Here is a 17,153-nt window from a genome sequence, read left to right as displayed (position 1 = left end):
GCCGCACCTCGCCGGCCGCGCCTGGCCGGCCGCACCTCGCCGGCCGCGCCTCGCCGGCCGCGCCCTCCCCGCCCTGCGTCACGGCTTCGCGGTATCCTTGAACGATGCTGCGACGCCGCACATCAGTCCGCGCGCCAGCAGCCGCGGCCTGCCCCGTCCGCTCCGGTCGACCGGGCGCCGCCCCCTTTAGGAGACGACCTTATGCTGAGCAATGTTGTTCGATCCGCGCGCCTGTGTGCGCGTGCCTGTGTGGTCGTGCTGGGCGCCACGCTGGGCGCGGCCGCCGTCGCCGCCCAACCGCCCGTCCAGACCGTGCCGTCGCTGGACATCTCGCGGTATGTGGGCAAGTGGTACGAAATCGCCAACTTCCCGATGTTCTTCCAGCGCAAATGCGTGGGCGACACGACCGCGGAGTACGCGCTCAACCCGGATCAGACCGTGTCCGTCACGAACCGCTGCCGCACCAAGGACGGCAGCATCGATTCGGCCAACGGCATTGCGACGGTCGTGCCCGGCAGCAACAACACCAAGCTCGAAGTGTCGTTCTTCAAGCCGTTCAAGGGCGACTACTGGGTGATCGGTCTCGACCCGGAATATCGTTGGGCCGTGGTCGGCGCGCCCAACCGCAAATACCTGTGGATCCTGTCGCGCTCGCCGCAATTGCCGAAGGACCAGCTCGACCTCGCGCTCAAGGCCGCGAGCGACCAGGGATACACCTTCGAAGAGCTGCGCTACACGCCGCAGAAATAAAGCATACGGGCCGCGACAAGCGGCCCGTTTTTCATCGAGGCGCGTGGTCGCTACGCGCTGTCTGGCGGGCCGGCGACGCGTGCGGCACGCTCAGCGCGGACACAGGGCGGCCCGGTGCGCGTCGAGATACTGCACGGACTGCGAGCGCAGCCAGGCCTCGGGGTCGGTCGCCGGATCGGCCGCGTACTGACCGATCGGCTTACCGAAATAGCGGTCGATCTCCCGGCCCAGCCGCTCCTTGTCGTCCGCGGGCGCCTGTCCCGCCCCGGCGCGCAGCCGCCAGGCGTGCAGCGCGGTGGCGCCCACGGCCAGGGCCTCGGTGTAGCGCCCGTGGTTGAACGCCAGCATGGCCTCGCGTTCGGCCGGCGTCAGGGTGTGGTTGAACAGCTCGCCCGAGAGCTTCGCGCCATTGCGGGCAAAGCCGCGCAGCAGCTCCGCCCATTGCGCGCGCCGCCGATCCGACGCCGCCGCGCCGCGATCCACCGACAGAAAGACCTCAGCCTGCGCCGCATCGAGCCTGCCGATCGCTTCGGCCACGACGCGCGTCAGGCCGCCCGCGTCCACTGCCTCCTTGAAGTCGAACAACAGCGCATACGCAGGCTCGCCCGTCGCCGGGTCCAGCGCGCCGCGCTGCATGTCGCCGATGGCGGTGAAGAGGTCGTAGTACTGACGGGCGCTGCGCGTCCGGGCGGAGACGAACCAATCCAGCGTTTCCTGATATTGCGCGGCATCGAGCCGGTCCACGGCCCAGGCCAGCGGCGCCATCGCGGCGCGCTGATGCGGCGACGCCCGGTCCGCGCGCGCCTGCTTCACGAACCCTGCGTGCAGCGTGTCGTAGTAAGCGCGGTACGCCGGCGCGAAATAACGCTCGGGATCCCCCGCCAGCGCACACCCGCGCGCCGCGAGTGTCGCGCGCAACGCCGGCTCCACGGCCGCGCCGATGCGCGCTTCGCTCCAGCGATCCATCAGCGGACTGCTGCGATCGGCTGCGTCCAGGAGCCGCTGGGCGCGTGCGAGCAGCGTGGGAGTCTGGGCGGCGGGTGCGGGATCTGTCCGGTTCGGGCCCGAGCCCTGCGACGTGCGCGCGCCCGGTTGCGCCGGCTGGGCCGCACTCGCACCGGCGATGCAGGCCAGGGCGAGCGCCATGGCCGCCACGCCCGAATGAATGGTCCTGCGAGGGGCGACCCCGCGTCGACGGCCCTGCTGCGTCATGCCACGACTCCCCGCGTTGCGATTGCGGCATCGTAGCGCAGACGAAAAAAAAGACGCCCTGGGCGTCTTTTTATTTGCGGCAGCGCGGTGGCGCTGACTGCCGCATGGCCGAGGCCACCTGATGCGTGATCATCACGCGGCGCCTCGATCCTGCAATCTGGCGCGCCCGACAGGAATCGAACCTGTATCAAGAGCTTCGGAAACTCTCATTCTATCCATTGAACTACGGGCACGGAGAGGCGGTATTGTACCTGCTTTTGCCCGCCGTGCCTGCGGCATGCCGGCGGACGACTCGGGGAATGCCCGGGCATGCATGTTATGCCCCCGATATGACGTTATATAATCCAGCGTTTACTTTCAGGCGGGCCAGTTCATCGGCCGCCTGCGTTGTGGATCGAGACGCCACGCAGAGCGTCGGAGCCTCTCACTCGTAGTGTTGTTGTCGAATCTGGTTGTCGCACGTCTGTTGCCGCCGCAAGGCGCCCCTGTACCCGATTAGCAGGATTTGGTCATGAGCAACGAGCAGGAACATACCGAAGAACACAACTCGCCCATCAAAACGCCCAAACAACTGGCTGTCACCGTCGTTCTGGCGTTCATCATCCCCATCGTCATCATCTTTCTGCTGGTCAGCATGGTGACGTCCGGCACCAAGGTCGGCGCTGGATCGGGCACCCTCACCGAAGAAGCCATTGCCCGCCGTATCGCGCCCGTCGCCGGGTTCGAGCTGGTCGATGCGAATGCGCCGCGCGTGTTCAAGACCGGCGAGCAGGTCTATCAATCCGTCTGTATGGCCTGCCACGCCGCCGGCGTGGCAAACGCGCCGAAGATGGGCGATGCCAACGCCTGGGCGCCCTTCATCAAGACCGGCTTCGAAGCGATGCTGAACGTGGCCATACACGGCAAGGGCGCGATGCCGGCCAAGGGCGGCAACCCCGCCCTGTCCGACTACGAAGTCGCCCGCGCCGTGGTCTACATGGCCAACCAGTCCGGCGGCAAGCTGCCCGAGCCGTCCGAACCCAAGCAGGAAGGCCAGGACGGCGCGACGGCGGCTGCGCCGGCGGCACCCGCTGGGGCAGCCCCGGCTGCGGCGGCCCCAGCCGCGGCCCCCGCTGCTGCGGCCCAGGCCACCCCGTCCGCCGCCGCCCCCGCACCGGCTCAAGCCGAAGCCCCGGCCCAGGCACCGGCTGCTCCGGCCGCCGCAGCACCGGCCGCCGCAGCACCCGCCAACACCGCCACGGCCAACGCCGCGGGCGAAAAGCTCTACAAGAGCACCTGTTTCGCCTGTCACGGCACCGGCGTGGCCAATGCGCCCCGTTTCGGCGACAAGGCAGCCTGGGCACCGTACATCGCCACCGGCATGGACGAAATGCTCAAGGTCGTGAAAACCGGCAAGGGCGCGATGCCGCCCAAGGGTGGCGCGATGAACGCCTCCGACGAAGACCTGCGCGCCGCGGTCGAATACATGGTGAGCGCCGCCAAGTAGCGGATCACTCGCTCGCTGCGCGCCCGCCCACCGCGGGCACGCGCGTCGGCCGCCGGCATCGCCCCGGACCCTGACGCACCATGCAAAACGCCAGGCATCGCCTGGCGTTTTGTTTATCAGTCCGGCCGGCATCGGCCAGCCGGGCTCACCCGGCTTCAGGCCGCGTGTTCGGTCAGCAACGAAAGACCAAGCTGTACGCGGCGTTGCAGCCACAGGCTGGGGCGATAGCGCGGATCGCCGGTCACGCGCTGCACATTGCGCAGGATCTCCAGAATGCGCGCGGCGCCGAGGGCGTCGCCCATGGCCAGCGGACCCTTGGGATAGCCCAGACCCAGCGTGACGGCACGGTCGATGTCGTCGGCGGTGGCGATGCGTTGCTGCGCGATGTCGGCGGCGATGTTCACGATGCAGGCCACGATACGCTGGGCCACGAAGCCCGGCGAGTCGTCGATCACGCTCACGGGCGCGCCGTCCTGCGCGAACACGGCATGCGCGGCATCGCGCCAGGCCGGCAGCGTCGCGGGCGACACCATCACGGTACGGCGGCGGTTCGGATCGAAGGTGTGCAGCGTGTCGATGCCGACCGTGCGCGCACCATCGAGCCCCTGCTCCGCCACGCAGGTGGAGACGTCTTCACCGTAAGGCGTGACGACGATCAGCGCGGCGTCACCGGGCTTGGCGCCCTCTTGCAGACGCACGCCCATGGCCTGCAGCTGCGCGCGGGCGCGGGCATGGCCCTCGGCATGCGCCGGGCTCACCCACACGATCAGATCCGCCGGCAGGGCCGGCACGTGCGGCTCGTCGGGCACCTGCTTCTGGCCGTCGCGATAGACGTAGAAGCCTTCGCCGGCCTTCTTGCCGATCAGGCCACCGGCAAACCGCACGGTGGTGATGGGCGAGGGCTTGAAGCGCGGCTCGTCGAAGAACTGGCGATAGATCGATTCCATCACCGGATGCGAGACGTCGAGCGCGGTGAGATCGAGCAGCTCGAAGGGCCCCATCCGGAAGCCCGCCTGCTCGCGCATGATGGCATCCACCTGAGCGAACGAGGCCACGCCCTCCTGCGCCACGCGCAGGCCTTCGGTGTTCATGCCGCGGCCCGCGTGATTCACGATGAAGCCGGGCATATCCTTGGCGCGCACCGGCGTGTGACCCATACGGCGCGCGAGCACCATCAGCGCGTCGCCGACGGCGGGGTCGGTGCGCAGGCCGTCGATCACCTCGACCACCTTCATGAGCGCCACCGGATTGAAGAAGTGGTAGCCCGCCACGCGTTGCGGCGTCTTGCAGCCGGCCGCGATGGCGGTGATCGACAGCGAGGAGGTGTTGGACGCCAGGATGCAATCGGGCGCGACGATGCCTTCGAGCTGACCGAAGAGCTCGCGCTTCACATCGAGGCGCTCGACGATGGCTTCGATCACGAGCTGGCAATCGGCCAGCGCGTTCAGGTCGGCCGCCGCGACGACATGAGCCTGGGCGGCCTCGACCTGCTCGGCCGTGAGCTTGCCCTTGGCGGCAAGCTTGGCCCAGGTATCTGCGAGCGCCGTGCGCGCGGCCTCCACGGCCTGCGCGCTGGTGTCGTACAGGCGCACGGTAATGCCGGCCTGCGCCGCGATCTGCGCGATGCCCCGGCCCATGGCGCCGGCGCCCACCACGCCCACGGTTTGAATCTCTGCCATCGTCTCTACTCCTGTTTTATGGGTATGCCGTCGCGGTCAGCCGGCGTTGCGCGCCAGGGCGTCGATCTCGTCGTCGGACAGGCCCAGCATGCCGCTCAACACCTCGCGGGTGTGCTCGCCCAGCACGGGCGGCGCACGGTGATACTGCACCGGGCTGCCGGAAAGCTTGAGCGGGCTGGCCGCCACCGGCACCGTGCCGCCCAGCGGATGCGGCAGCTCGCGCTTCATCTGGCGCGCCAGCACGTGAGGATCTTCATACACCTGGTCGAGCGTATTGATCGGGCCGGCCGGCACGCCGGCTTTCTCGAGCTCGATGAGCCAGGTGTCGCGCGCGCCGGTGGCCATGCGTTCGACCAGAATCGGCACCAGCTCGGCGCGATTGCGCACGCGCTGCGGATTGATGGCGAAGCGCGGATCGTCGGCCAGCTCGGGCAGGCCGATCACGCGGCAATAGTTGCGGAACTGGCTGTCGTTGCCCACCGCCACGATCAGGTGACCATCGGCGGCCGCGAAGACCTGATAGGGCACGAGGTTCTGGTGGGCGTTGCCGGCGCGCTTGGGCGCGACGCCGGAGGTCATGAAATTGAGGTTCTGGTTGGCCAGCATGGCGACCTGGCAATCGAGCAGGGCCATGTCGATATGCTGACCCAGGCCGCTGCGGTTGCGCTCGTGCAGCGCGGCCAGGATGCCCACCGTGGAATACATGCCGGTCATGAGATCGGCCACGGCCACGCCGGCCTTCTGCGGACCGCCGCCCGGCAGATCGTCGCGTTCGCCGGTGATGCTCATCAGCCCGCCCATGCCCTGAATCATGAAGTCATAGCCCGGACGGCTGGCGTAGGGCCCCGTCTGGCCAAACCCTGTGATCGAGCAGTAGATCAGGCGCGGGTTCACTTCCTTGAGGCTGTCGTAGTCGAGGCCGTACTTGCGCAGCCCGCCGACCTTGAAGTTCTCGACCAGGATGTCGGACTTCAAGGCGAGCTCGCGCACCAGGGCCGCGCCGCGCTCGGATGCGATGTCGAGCGCGACCGAGAGCTTGTTGCGGTTGGCCGAGAGGTAATAGGCGGCCTCGGAGGTGTTCTCGCCCGACTCGTTCTTGAGATAGGGCGGGCCCCAGGCCCGGGTATCGTCGCCCGCGCCCGGGCGTTCGATCTTGATCACCTCGGCGCCAAGGTCGGCGAGGTTTTGCGTGCACCAGGGCCCCGCGAGAACGCGGGTCAGGTCGAGCACGCGAATGCCAGTCAGGGGAGCGGGACGTTGCGACATGGTCGGGTGTGCGGTAGACATCGAGAATCAGGCATCTTAGCCCCGGAGGCGCCGGGATGTGTTCCGTTTTGTGCACGAGAATGTGCAGCCAACGCACATCATGGCGGCCGGGTCAGGCGTAGGCTTTGAGCGCCTCGCGGGCGATCACGAGTTGCTGGATCTGCGTCGTGCCCTCGAACAGGCGGAACAGGCGCACGTCGCGATAGAACCGTTCGACCGCGTATTCGGAGATGTAGCCGGCGCCCCCATGGATCTGCACCGCGCGGTCGGCCACCCGGCCGACCATCTCGGTGGCGTACATCTTGCAGCACGCGGCCTGCATGGTGGTGTTCTCGCCGCGGTCGCGCAGGCGCGCGGCGTCCAGCACCATGCAGCGCGCCGCGTACAGCTCGGCCTGGCTATCGGCGATCATGGCCTGCACCAGCTGGAACTCGGCGATCGGCTGGCCGAACTGCTTGCGCTCGAGCGCGTAGCGCACGGCGTCCCGCAGCAGGCGTTCGGCGATGCCCACGCACAGCGCGGCGATGTGCAGCCGCCCCTTGTCGAGCACCCGCATCGACGTGCGGAAACCCGTGCCTTCCTGCCCGCCGAGCAGCGCGCTGGCCGGCACGCGGCAATTGTCGAACACGACGTCGCAGGTGAGCGCGCCGGCCTGCCCCATTTTCTTGTCTGGCTTGCCCAGCGTGATGCCGGGCGTGCCCACCGGCACCAGGAAGCAAGAGATCGAATCGGCGCGACGCTCGGGCGCCGTGCGCGCCATCACCGAGAACAGGCCCGCGATGGGTGCGTTGGTGATGTAGCGCTTGGTGCCGTTGATGATGTAGTCGTCGCCGTCGCGCTGGGCCGTGGTGCGCAACGACATCGCGTCGGAGCCGGCGTCGGGCTCGGTGAGCGCGAACGAACCGATCAGCTCGCCGCTCGCCAGCCGCGGCAGGTACTCCGCGCGCTGGGCATCGGTGCCGGCCAGCACGATCGATTGCGAGCCGATGCCGATGTTGGTGCCCGCGAGCGAGCGGAACGCCGGCGAGGTCTGGCCGAGCTCGAACACCACGCGGACTTCTTCTTCCATGGTGAGGCCGAGACCGCCGTAGTCGGGCGAGATCGACAGGCCGAACAGCCCCAGGTCGCGCATCTCGCGCACGATGTCCTCGGGCACGGCGCCCGAGTTCGCGAGTTCGTCTTCGGCCGGCACCAGGCGCTCGGTCACGAAGCGGCGCACGGCGTCGATCAGCAGGGTGAGGGTTTCTTGGTCCAGAGCCATGAGCTTGCCTTTGCAGAGGGTACGGGCGAGGCGCGCGTCACGCGGCCATCAGACCCCGGGTCAACAGATCGAAATAACCTTGTGCGATGGTGCGCGCGCTGTCGCGCTGGCCGGGCTTGTACCAGCGCACCATCCAATTGAGCATCGAGAGCACCGCGCGCCCGGTGGCGGCCACTTCCTGCGCACGGAACACGCCGCGCGCCACGCCGGCCTCGAGAATGGCGCGCAGGCGCTGCTCGTAGGTGTCGCGCATGCGCGCCGCGTCGGCCTGCTCGGGCAAGGCCATGCCGGAATAGCCCACCAGCATCGTCACGAACTCGGGGTGGTGGCTTTCGAAGTAACCGGCGTGCGCCAGCATGAAGGCGCGCAGCTGTCCGGCGGGATCGGCGTCACCCGCCTCGGCCACCGCCGCGTCGACCGCGGCCCCCAGGCCCGCCAGCACCTCGAGGATGATCGCGTCGTAGATGTCCTGCTTGGTCGGGTAGTAGTGATAGATCGCGGCCTTGGACACGCCCAGGGCGCTCGCCAGATCCGCGATCGAGCTGTTCTCGTAGCCGCTCTGCGCGAACAGACGCGCGGCCTCGGCCAGGATGCGCTCGCGCGCGGCAGGCAGGGTGGGCGGCCGGCCGGCGCGGGCGCGCTTGGGAGCTTCGGCGGGAGGAGCAGCGGTCATGGGCGGATGGGGCGGCGCCGGCCCACCATGGCAGGCCCGCATTGACAGGCCGCGATGGCTTGCCGTTAAATAATCGAGTTAATTACCGGACGACCGGTAGGTAATTATAGGCAGACTTGTTTTCCGCAGACAAGCGGTCGAAGGCACGGTATTTTTCTTCGACGCTTTCTGGATGAACGCAGGCGCGCCTCGCGCACGCCGCGACCGCGCATGTCCCCGCAGCCCTCAATCACGCACAGGTACCGCAACGTCATGAATGCCCGCGCCGAGACTGTTCCTCACGCCCTGGTCAGCGACCTCTATGGCCGCATGAGCCTGCCGGTGATCGCGTCACCGATGTTCATCGTGTCCAATCCCAAACTCGTGATCGCGCAGAGCACGAGCGGCATCATGGGCTCGTTCCCGGCGCTCAACGCCCGCCCCCAGACGCTGCTGGCCGATTGGCTGGCGGAAGTCGAAGAAGGCCTGGCCGGGCACCGCGCCGCCCATCCCGGCGCCACGGTGGCGCCGTATGCGGTCAACCAGATCATCCACCAGTCCAACGACCGGCTCGAGCACGACCTGGCCGAATGCGCACGCCACAAGGTGCCGTTCATCATCACCAGCCTGCGCGCGCCGGGTGATCTGGTTGCGGGCATCCACGCCTGGGGGGGCAAGGTCTTCCACGACGTGACCACGCTGCGCCACGCCGAGAAGGCGCTCGAAGCGGGCGTCGACGGGCTCATCCTCGTGTGCGCGGGCGCCGGTGGGCACGCGGGCACGCTCAGCCCCTTTGCGCTGGTGTCCGAAGTGCGGCGCTTCTACGACGGCCCGCTGATCCTCTCCGGCGCCATCACCTCGGGCGCGGACGTGCTGGGCGCGCTCGCGCTGGGCGCCGACTTCGCCTACATGGGCACGCGCTTCATCGCGAGCGCCGAGGCCAATGCCTCCGACGACTACAAGAATGCCATCGTGCAGGCCAGCGCCTCCGACATTCTCTACACCCCGTTTTTCACGGGCATTCCGGGCAACTACCTGAAGGCCAGCATCGTCAATGCCGGCCTCGATCCGGCCAATCTGCCGCAGCCCGAGCCCGGCGCATCGAATTTCGGCAGCGGCCGCGCCAAACCCTGGAAGGACATCTGGGGCGCCGGCCAGGGCGTGGGCGGCATCGGCAGCGTCGAGCCCGCGGCCGATATCGTGGCGAACCTGCGCCGCGAATTCGACGCCGCCCGCGCGACCCTCGCCGCGCGCACGTTCGCATGAGCGCGCCGGTCCTGCAGGCGCGCGACGGCGCCATCCTGACCCTCACCATCAACCGGCCCGAGGCCCGCAATGCGCTCGATCGCGCCGCTTACGATGCCCTCACGCAGGGTCTGACGGATGCGGCGGCCGACCCCGGCGTCGCAGCCGTGATCCTGACCGGCGCGGGAGGCCACTTCACGGCCGGCAACGATCTGCGCGACTTCCAGGCCGACCGGCCCGAGGGCGACAGCCCGGCGCTGCGATTCCTGCGCGCGCTGATCGACCTCGACACGCCGGTCATCGCGGCGGTCGAGGGCAACGCGGTCGGCGTGGGGGTCACGCTGCTGCAGCACTGCGATTTCGTCTATGTGGCCGAGGGCGCCGTGTTGCGGCTGCCGTTCGCCGCGCTGGGCCTGTGCCCCGAGGGCGGCTCCAGCCTGCTGCTGCCGCAGATCGCGGGCGTGCGCCAGGCCACCGAGTGGCTGCTGCTGGGCGAGAAGTTCGGCGCGCAGGCGGCGCACGAACACGGGCTGGCCAACGCCGTGGTGCCGGCGGGCGGCGCGCTGGCTCGCGCCCGCGAAACCGCGCAACTGCTGGCCGCGCAGCCGCACGAGGCGCTGCGTGTGTCGAAGGCGCTGCTCAAGCGCGCGCTGCGCCCCCAGCTGCACGCCACGCTCGACGAAGAGGCGAAGCAGTTTCGCGCCCGCCTGCGCAGCGACGAGGCGCAGGCCGCCTTCGCGCGCTTCTTCGCGGCGCGCAAAGGCTGATCGCTCAAAAAGGCGCGTCGGTATCGAAGGCGGGCGGACGCTTCTCCCGCAGCGACTTCACGCCCTCGCGCACGTCCGGACCGGCGAAGCCCATGAATTCGAGGGCGAGCGAGGTGTCGAACGTGGGGCCCGCCTGACGCAGCCAATTGTTCAACGCGTATTTGGTCCAGCGGATCGCCGTCTGCGACCCGGTCGCAAGACGGGTCGCGATCTCGAACGCGCGCGGCAGCAGCTGCTCTTCTTCGACGCACAGCGAGACCAGGCCGATGCGTTCGGCCTCGGCGCCGCTGACCGTCTCGCACAAAAGCAGGTAGTACTTGGCCTTGGCCATGCCGCACAGCAGCGGCCACACGATGGCGGCATGATCGCCGGCGGCCACGCCCAGGCGGGTATGGCCATCGATGATGCGCGCGTCGGGCGTGGCGATCGAGATGTCGGCGAGCAGACCCGCCACGAGGCCGGCGCCCACGGCCGCGCCGTGCATGGCCGAGACCACCGGCTTGCCGCAGTTGATCACGTTGTAGACCAGGTCGCGCGCCTCGCGCCACACCCGTGCCCGCACGTCGAAGTCGTCGGCCATCTCCTGCACCAGGCCGAGGTCGCCCCCGCCCGAGAAGCCCTTGCCCTCGCCCCGGATGACCACGGCGCGCGTCTGCGCATCGGTGTCGATATCGCGCCAGACATCGGCCAGCTCGCGATGCATGCGGTGATCGGCCGTGGACAGCTTGCCCGACGCATCCTTGGCGCCCATGATGAGCTCGAGCACCCCGTGCGGGTGACGGCGGAACTTGAGCGCCTGATAGCGGGCGTAATGGCTGAGGTCGCCCTCGGGGCTGAGGTCGCCCTCGGCGGCGGACGAAGCGGGGTGATTCTCTGACATCGCGTCTCTCCAGCGGGACGGCAGTCGTCCCGCACGATGAAGCGGCCGGCGGGCCGCGGTGTTTTTTGGGCACTATAGTGGATAGCACCCGACCCGCCCCGCTTACCGCCCATGCCGCAGACACCGACGTCCACGCCCCCCGAACCGCCCCGGCCGCTCGGCCGCGCCGATTTCCCCGAACTGTTCGCGGCGCGCGATCCGGCGGGCCACAAGGGCACGTATGGCACGCTCGCCATCGTCGGCGGCGCGCCCGGCATGGCCGGGGCAGCGTTGCTGGCGGGACGCGCCGCCCTGCGCCTGGGCGCGGGCAAGGTCTTGATCGGTCTGCTCGACGAAGCGCTGCCCTGGCCCTGCGATCCGCTGCAGCCCGAGCTGATGCTGCGCACGGCCGAGGATCTGCTGACGGGGGCCGTGCCGATCTCCGCCTGGACGGCCGGCTGCGGCATCGGCCAGAGCCCCGCCGCCGAACAGATCCTCGCGCGCCTGTTCGCCCAGCGCGGCGACGCCCCGCTCGTCCTGGACGCCGATGCGTTGAATTTGCTGGCCCATCGTGGGCTGGCCCGTGGCGGGCTGGCGCCGGACTGGGGCGCGGGGCCGGTGGTGCTGACGCCGCATCCCGCCGAGGCGGCCCGCCTGCTGGGCTGCGAGACGCACGAGGTGCAGGCCGACCGGCCCGCCGCCGCCATCGCCCTCGCCGCCCGTTACCCGGCCTGGATCGTGCTCAAGGGTGCCGGCACCCTCATCTGCGCCCCCGGTGGCACCACGTGCCGGATCAATCCCACCGGCAACCCCGGCCTGGCCACGGCCGGCACCGGCGATGTGCTGGCCGGGATGCTGGGCGCGCTGCTGGCCCAGCGCATGCCGCCCGAGATCGCGGTCCCTGCGGCGGTCTGGCTGCACGGGGCGGCGGCCGACGCGCTGGCCGCGGCAGGCATCGGGCCGATCGGCCTGACGGCCGGCGAACTCGCCGACGCCGCGCGAGCCATCAGAAACGGCCACTGAAGCCCCCCAAAGCCCGGTCATCCGGGCTTTTTTTCGCCCCCGCTCATAGGGAGAAATGGGTATTTACAACATTCCTAGGGAAAACCCTAGAATCTTGTTGCTATGGTCCTAGGGTAATCCCTATAATGGTTTCTACCGAGACGACACATCACTGGAGCACACCATGACCGACCTTAGCCTGAACCAAAATGCCCGCCTGACCGATTCCCTCGAGCGCGACCTGCTTCGCGGCGCCATGGAATCGCAGCCCAATGCCCACCCTGTTGCCGCTCTGAAGACCGCCGGCAGCAAGATTTCGCGCGTTATCGCTCAGTTCTCCGATTTCGTGGCCGAAGTCAACGATTCGATGAATCGTGCTCGCGCCCAAAGCGCCCACTACAGCGGTTCGCAGTGGTAATTCGCTGGATCTGATTTCCAGGCAGTACCCGCCCCGGCGGGAGCAGTACGGCGGCCACCGCAAGCAGCATCCGCGGGCCGCCTCACGCGTCGCACCTCTCCGGCGGCGCGTGAAAGACGTTGAGTGGCAGTGCCCGAGCCGTTTGAGTGGCGGCTCAGCAGTTGCAGTTGGCAGTTCCCGCAGTTGAAGTGGCAGTACCGCAGTTGTAGTTGGCAGTCCCAGCAGTTGAAGTGGCAGCACCGCAGTTGAAGTGGCAGCACCGCAGTTGTAGTCCGCAGTTCCCGCAGTTGTAGTCTGCAGTCCGAGCAAGTTGACGTAGCCGTACCCGCGGTTGTTGAGCAGCAAGACGTCGTCTGTCGTAGAGGCCGCGCGCAACGCGCCGCCGTCGCAGTAGAAGCAAGACCCCGAGGCCGCCCGCGCCGCACGTTCGCGCGACGCCTCGGGGGTGGTACCCAGCCGCAGCCAGGTCTGCCGCAACACACCTCACCCGGCTGGTAGCGGCGCCGCCCTCTCCTCTCTTTTCGGCGCCGCCTGCGACGCGCCCGGCTCACGCCGGGTGCGACGCCCCTCCCTCCCCCGCGGCCTCATGCCGCCCTCCCCTTATGTCACCGATTTCACCTCCGGCTCTCGGGGATTCCCCTGATATGGCCCCGATTCTCTCCTATGAGAGCGGCCACAGGGAAATGTATGAGTGACGTGTCCTCCGTTGACAATGCGTAAACGGGGTATTGATAATCCCGGGCTCGTATACCCGGAGTGTCCCCATGAAGTTGCGCACCACCCTGGCCCTGCTGGCCGCGGGCGTCGGCATCGCCACCGTGCCCGCCGGCCCGGCGCTGGCTCAGTCGATCAAGATCGCCCTCTCGTCCGAGCCGACCTCGGCCGATCCCCACTATCACAAGATGACGCAGAACGACGCCTTCGCGGCGCACGTCTACGATTCGCTGGTGGGCCGCGATCCCGACATGAAGCTCAAGCCCTCGCTGGCCACGTCGTGGAAGACGCTGGACGACCTGACCTGGGAATTCAAGCTGCGCGACGACGTGAAGTTCTCGAACGGCAAGCCGTTCACGTCCGAAGACGTGCTGTTCACGATCTGCCGCACGCTGAACAACGAGACCAACATCTCGCAGTCGTACATGGACACGACCAAGCGCATCGTCGACGTGCAAACGCCGGATGCCCACACCGTGATCATCAAGACGGCCGAGCCGCTGCCGCTGCTGCCGGCCGAGTTCGCCCGCAGCCTGCCCATCATCTGGAACGGCATCGTCGAACACGGCAAGCTGCACTTCGACCCGAAACAAGGTTGCGGCGTGACCGGCAAGTGGCCCACCGTGGCCGACTTCAACAACGGCAAGGACGCCATCGGCACCGGCCCGTACCTGCTGAAGTCGTACGTCAAGGGCACCGGCATCGAGCTGACCCGCAACGACAACTACTGGGGCGAAAAGCCGGCCTGGAAGGACGTGCGCTTCGTGCCCGTGCCCAACGCCGGCCCGCGCCTGACCGGCCTGCTCTCGGGTGACTTCGACGTGGTCGAAAACCCGGCCGCGCGCGACCTGCCCCGCATCAAGGGCAACGCGCAGTTCGCCTATGTCGCCACGCCCTCCACCCGTCTGGTTTTCTTCCAGCCCGACGTGGCGCGCGTGCCGAGCCCCTTCGTGAAGGCGGCCGACGGCAAGAATCCGCTGCAGGATCTGCGCGTGCGCAAGGCCATCTCGATGGCCATCGATCGCAAGACCATCGTGGCCCGCATCATGGACGGCGTCGCCACCCAGGCCAACCAATATATGCCTGACGGCATGTTCGGCGGCCTGCCCAACGCCCCCGAGCTCAAGTTCGATCCGGAAGGCGCGAAGAAGCTGCTGGCCGAAGCCGGCTATCCCAACGGCTTCGAGCTGACGATCTCCACCACCAACGACCGTTACATCAACGACGGCCAGGTGGCGCAGGCCGTGGCACAGTACCTGTCGCGCGTGGGCATCAAGGCCAACGTCGACGCCATGACGGCCTCGATCTACTTCCCCAAGCGCGCCAAGCGCGAGTTCAGCTTCTCCATGGGTGGCTGGCCGTCGGAAGTGGGCGAAGCCTCGGGTCTGTTCCAGCTGTGGGTCGCCTCGCTCGACTCGCCCAAGGGCCTGGGCACCAGCAACTACGGCGGCTTCAGCAACGCCGACTTCGACAAGGTCTACCAGCAGGCCATCGTGACCGTGGACCCCGCGAAGCGTGAGAAGCTGCTGCAGCAGGCCACGCAGATCGCGCTGGACAACGTGCCGCTGATCCCGCTGCACTTCGAGAGCACCATCTGGGCCTTCAAGAAGGGTCTGGTGTACGAAGGCCGCCGCGATCAGTACACGCTGGCCATGTCGGTCAAGCCGGCCGACAAGAAGTAATCAGCATCACCGGGTGGCCTCGCGCTACCCGCGCGAAGGGCGCCGCCGCCGAGGCGGCGCCCTTGCCTTTTGGAACGTCGATTCTGTATCCCCGATACAATCGCCGGGCCTTGCCGGAGTTTTCATGTCTGCCGCTCAGTCCCCCACGCCTCGCCCCTTCCTGCTTCCCTGTCCGGATTTGCGTCTCGAACGCGCCGGCAACACCGGGACCGAAGGCGTGTGGCACTTCGATTCGGGCGTGCCCGGCCGCCACGTCCTGCTCACCGCCCTGGTGCACGGCAACGAACTGTGCGGCGCCTGGGCCCTGAAAGATTTGCTCGCCGCCGGACTGCGTCCGCGCCGCGGCAAGCTCACCCTGGCTTTCTGTAATCTCGCCGCCTTCGATCGTTTCGACCCGGAAAAATACGCGGGCTCGCGCTTCGTCGAAGAAGACATGAACCGCGTGTGGAGCGAGGCCCGCCTGGCGGACGACTCCGCCACCCCCGATGTGCAGCGCGCCCGCGCGCTCGCGCCCTGGGTGGCCCAGGCCGACTGGCTGCTCGACTTTCATTCGATGAGCAATGCCGACGTGCCGCTGCAGCTCACGGGTCTGGCGCCGCGCAACATCGAGCTCGCCCTGGCCCTGGGCAACCCCGCGTACATCGTGGCGGATGCCGGCCACGCCGCGGGCGTGCGGCTGCGCGACCATGGCCGCTTCGCGGTCGACGGCGATCCGCAAACGCGGTCGCTGCTGATCGAATGCGGTTTTCATGGCGACCCGGCCGCGCACGGCGTGGCGCTGGATCAACTCGCGCGCTTCCTGCCCGCCTCGGGTTGCGTCGATGCCGCCGATATCCCGGCCGGCTGGCTGCAACCCGACGCCCCGCGCCAGCAGGCGCTGCGCGTGACGCACGCCATCGCGGCGCGCAGCCCCGACTTCCGCTTCGCCCAGCCCTGGAAGGGCCTGGAATGCCTGGAGCAGGCCGGCACCGTGATCGGCTGGTCCGAGGGCGAGCCGGTCGTCACTCCCTATGACCGCTGCGTGCTGATCATGCCGTCGCTCACCAATCTGCGCCCCGGCGTGACCGTGGTGCGCCTGGCCCAGGAAATCGCCTGAGCCCGTCATGCGCACGCACTGCATTCGTGGTGTCCGGCTCGCGAGCCGGCGCCTTTTTGAGACCACCTAGGAATCCATAACGTGGCCTTGTTTATCTTGCGCAGGCTGATTCAAAGCCTGTTCGTGCTGCTGGCGGTATCGCTGGTGGTCTTTCTCGCGGTGTATGCCGTGGGCGATCCGATCGAGCTGCTCGTCAGCCCCGAAGCCAGCGAAGAAGCGCGCCAGGCCATGATCGCGCGCCTCGGCCTGGACCTGCCGGTGTGGCAGCAGTACACCGGCTTCCTGTGGCGCGCGCTGCATGGCGATCTGGGCACGTCGTTCGTCCACGGCATCCCCGCCATCCAGCTGATCGTGCAACGCATCCCCGCGACGTTCGAGCTGGTGGTGGTGGCGATCACGCTCACCTGTGTGATCGGCATCCCGCTGGGTCTGGTGGCCGGCCTGCACCGCGACCGTCCGCTCGGGCGCGGCATCATGGGCACCTCGATCCTGGGCTTCTCGCTGCCGAACTTCTGGCAGGGCATGATGCTCATCCTGATGTTCTCGGTGTGGCTCGGCTGGCTGCCCTCGTCGGGCCGCGGCGACACCGTGACCGTGCTGGGCGTGCCGCTGTCGATCTTCACGCTCGACGGCTGGTCGCATGTGATGATGCCCGCGGTGAACCTGGCGCTCGCCAACATCGCGCTGGTGCTGCGCATGACGGCCACCGGCGTGGCCGAGGCGCAGTCGCAGGACTACGTGAAGTTCGCGCGGGCCAAGGGCATCAAGCCGGGCCGCATCGTGCGCCGCCACATCCTGCGCAACATCCTGATCCCCGTGGTCACCGTGATCGGCATGGAGTTCGGCACGCTCATCGCCTACTCGACCATCACCGAAACCGTGTTCGCCTGGCCCGGCATGGGCAAGCTGCTCATCGACAGCGTCTACCAGCTCGACCGCCCGGTGGTGGTGGCCTACGTGATGCTGGTCACGCTGATCTTCGTGGTGATCAACCTGATCGTCGACATCCTGTACGCGGCGCTCGATCCGCGCGTGCAACTCGTCGCCCCCGCTCATTAAGGCCA

The 17,153-nt window shown here is 68.3% G+C and carries 15 protein-coding genes and 1 tRNA gene; 9 read left to right on the top strand and 7 right to left on the bottom strand.

Annotated elements, in window-relative coordinates; translation table 11 throughout:
- Positions 1–201 precede the first annotated feature (201 nt).
- Positions 202–750, top strand: coding sequence for a lipocalin family protein (locus CEK29_RS01465; protein ID WP_094857154.1), 549 nt, complete (start codon positions 202–204; stop codon positions 748–750).
- A gap of 90 nt (positions 751–840) precedes the next feature.
- On the opposite strand, the gene CEK29_RS01460 is transcribed toward CEK29_RS01465, so the two are convergent.
- Both CEK29_RS01460 and CEK29_RS01455 read right to left on the bottom strand, forming a co-directional pair.
- Complete coding sequence (locus CEK29_RS01460; protein ID WP_141218286.1) at positions 841–1,962, bottom strand: hypothetical protein; 1,122 nt, start codon at positions 1,960–1,962, stop codon at positions 841–843.
- A gap of 158 nt (positions 1,963–2,120) precedes the next feature.
- A tRNA-Arg gene (locus tag CEK29_RS01455) sits at positions 2,121–2,195 on the bottom strand.
- Between the two features lie 278 nt (positions 2,196–2,473).
- Here CEK29_RS01455 and CEK29_RS01450 point away from each other — a divergent pair.
- The gene (locus tag CEK29_RS01450; RefSeq protein ID WP_094857152.1) at positions 2,474–3,448 is read left to right on the top strand and encodes a c-type cytochrome; all 975 of its coding nucleotides are present in this window, start codon (positions 2,474–2,476) and stop codon (positions 3,446–3,448) included.
- Between the two features lie 155 nt (positions 3,449–3,603).
- On the opposite strand, the gene CEK29_RS01445 is transcribed toward CEK29_RS01450, so the two are convergent.
- The 4 genes from CEK29_RS01445 to CEK29_RS01430 form a co-directional block, all read right to left on the bottom strand.
- On the bottom strand, positions 3,604–5,127 hold the full coding sequence (locus tag CEK29_RS01445; RefSeq protein ID WP_094857151.1) for a 3-hydroxyacyl-CoA dehydrogenase: 1,524 nt from the start codon (positions 5,125–5,127) through the stop codon (positions 3,604–3,606).
- 36 nt (positions 5,128–5,163) lie between these two features.
- A complete protein-coding gene (locus CEK29_RS01440; protein WP_094798425.1) occupies positions 5,164–6,393 on the bottom strand; it encodes a CaiB/BaiF CoA transferase family protein in 1,230 nt (409 codons plus the stop codon).
- Between the two features lie 112 nt (positions 6,394–6,505).
- Positions 6,506–7,654, bottom strand: a complete 1,149-nt coding sequence (locus CEK29_RS01435) for an acyl-CoA dehydrogenase family protein (protein ID WP_094798424.1) — start codon at positions 7,652–7,654, stop codon at positions 6,506–6,508.
- Between the two features lie 37 nt (positions 7,655–7,691).
- Positions 7,692–8,327 carry a TetR/AcrR family transcriptional regulator gene (locus CEK29_RS01430; RefSeq protein ID WP_094857150.1) on the bottom strand — a complete coding sequence of 212 codons (636 nt, stop codon included), beginning with the start codon at positions 8,325–8,327 and terminating at the stop codon, positions 7,692–7,694.
- A 252-nt stretch (positions 8,328–8,579) separates the two neighbouring features.
- On the opposite strand from CEK29_RS01430, the gene CEK29_RS01425 reads away from it, so the two are divergent.
- Positions 8,580–9,572 carry an NAD(P)H-dependent flavin oxidoreductase gene (locus CEK29_RS01425; protein ID WP_094857149.1) on the top strand — a complete coding sequence of 331 codons (993 nt, stop codon included), beginning with the start codon at positions 8,580–8,582 and terminating at the stop codon, positions 9,570–9,572.
- A complete protein-coding gene (locus CEK29_RS01420; protein WP_094857148.1) occupies positions 9,569–10,318 on the top strand; it encodes an enoyl-CoA hydratase-related protein in 750 nt (249 codons plus the stop codon). Before CEK29_RS01425 ends, CEK29_RS01420 begins: the two co-directional genes overlap by 4 nt.
- 4 nt (positions 10,319–10,322) lie before the next feature.
- On the opposite strand, the gene CEK29_RS01415 is transcribed toward CEK29_RS01420, so the two are convergent.
- The gene (locus CEK29_RS01415) at positions 10,323–11,198 is read right to left on the bottom strand and encodes an enoyl-CoA hydratase/isomerase family protein (protein ID WP_094798420.1); all 876 of its coding nucleotides are present in this window, start codon (positions 11,196–11,198) and stop codon (positions 10,323–10,325) included.
- Between the two features lie 111 nt (positions 11,199–11,309).
- Here CEK29_RS01415 and CEK29_RS01410 point away from each other — a divergent pair, with 111 nt between their 5' ends.
- From CEK29_RS01410 to CEK29_RS01390, 5 genes are all read left to right on the top strand, one after another.
- Positions 11,310–12,200, top strand: coding sequence for an NAD(P)H-hydrate dehydratase (locus CEK29_RS01410; protein WP_094857147.1), 891 nt, complete (start codon positions 11,310–11,312; stop codon positions 12,198–12,200).
- A 163-nt stretch (positions 12,201–12,363) separates the two neighbouring features.
- Positions 12,364–12,597: a hypothetical protein gene (locus tag CEK29_RS01405; RefSeq protein WP_094798418.1), complete on the top strand. Its 234-nt coding sequence runs from the start codon at positions 12,364–12,366 to the stop codon at positions 12,595–12,597.
- A 764-nt stretch (positions 12,598–13,361) separates the two neighbouring features.
- A complete protein-coding gene (locus tag CEK29_RS01400; protein ID WP_094857146.1) occupies positions 13,362–14,993 on the top strand; it encodes an ABC transporter substrate-binding protein in 1,632 nt (543 codons plus the stop codon).
- A gap of 124 nt (positions 14,994–15,117) precedes the next feature.
- The gene (locus CEK29_RS01395; protein ID WP_094857145.1) at positions 15,118–16,089 is read left to right on the top strand and encodes a succinylglutamate desuccinylase/aspartoacylase domain-containing protein; all 972 of its coding nucleotides are present in this window, start codon (positions 15,118–15,120) and stop codon (positions 16,087–16,089) included.
- An 81-nt stretch (positions 16,090–16,170) separates the two neighbouring features.
- Complete coding sequence (locus tag CEK29_RS01390; protein ID WP_094798415.1) at positions 16,171–17,148, top strand: ABC transporter permease; 978 nt, start codon at positions 16,171–16,173, stop codon at positions 17,146–17,148.
- Positions 17,149–17,153: the final 5 nt, after the last annotated feature.

Origin of the sequence: Bordetella genomosp. 5, assembly GCF_002261475.1 — a bacterium.
Lineage (GTDB): Bacteria > Pseudomonadota > Gammaproteobacteria > Burkholderiales > Burkholderiaceae_B > Bordetella.
This window is presented reverse-complemented; position numbering and strand designations above follow the sequence as displayed.

Excerpts from the sequence above, each read along its gene's own strand:
- CEK29_RS01420 (WP_094857148.1), top strand. The coding sequence starts at position 9,569 with ATGAGCGCGCCGGTCCTGCAGGCGCGCGACGGCGCCATCCTGACCCTC.
- CEK29_RS01400 (WP_094857146.1), top strand. The coding sequence starts at position 13,362 with ATGAAGTTGCGCACCACCCTGGCCCTGCTGGCCGCGGGCGTCGGCATC.
- CEK29_RS01425 (WP_094857149.1), top strand. The coding sequence starts at position 8,580 with ATGAATGCCCGCGCCGAGACTGTTCCTCACGCCCTGGTCAGCGACCTC.
- CEK29_RS01450 (WP_094857152.1), top strand. The coding sequence starts at position 2,474 with ATGAGCAACGAGCAGGAACATACCGAAGAACACAACTCGCCCATCAAA.
- CEK29_RS01395 (WP_094857145.1), top strand. The coding sequence starts at position 15,118 with ATGTCTGCCGCTCAGTCCCCCACGCCTCGCCCCTTCCTGCTTCCCTGT.
- CEK29_RS01465 (WP_094857154.1), top strand. The coding sequence starts at position 202 with ATGCTGAGCAATGTTGTTCGATCCGCGCGCCTGTGTGCGCGTGCCTGT.
- CEK29_RS01410 (WP_094857147.1), top strand. The coding sequence starts at position 11,310 with ATGCCGCAGACACCGACGTCCACGCCCCCCGAACCGCCCCGGCCGCTC.
- CEK29_RS01440 (WP_094798425.1), bottom strand. The coding sequence starts at position 6,393 with ATGTCGCAACGTCCCGCTCCCCTGACTGGCATTCGCGTGCTCGACCTG.
- CEK29_RS01405 (WP_094798418.1), top strand. The coding sequence starts at position 12,364 with ATGACCGACCTTAGCCTGAACCAAAATGCCCGCCTGACCGATTCCCTC.
- CEK29_RS01435 (WP_094798424.1), bottom strand. The coding sequence starts at position 7,654 with ATGGCTCTGGACCAAGAAACCCTCACCCTGCTGATCGACGCCGTGCGC.
- CEK29_RS01460 (WP_141218286.1), bottom strand. The coding sequence starts at position 1,962 with ATGACGCAGCAGGGCCGTCGACGCGGGGTCGCCCCTCGCAGGACCATT.
- CEK29_RS01430 (WP_094857150.1), bottom strand. The coding sequence starts at position 8,327 with ATGACCGCTGCTCCTCCCGCCGAAGCTCCCAAGCGCGCCCGCGCCGGC.
- CEK29_RS01415 (WP_094798420.1), bottom strand. The coding sequence starts at position 11,198 with ATGTCAGAGAATCACCCCGCTTCGTCCGCCGCCGAGGGCGACCTCAGC.
- CEK29_RS01445 (WP_094857151.1), bottom strand. The coding sequence starts at position 5,127 with ATGGCAGAGATTCAAACCGTGGGCGTGGTGGGCGCCGGCGCCATGGGC.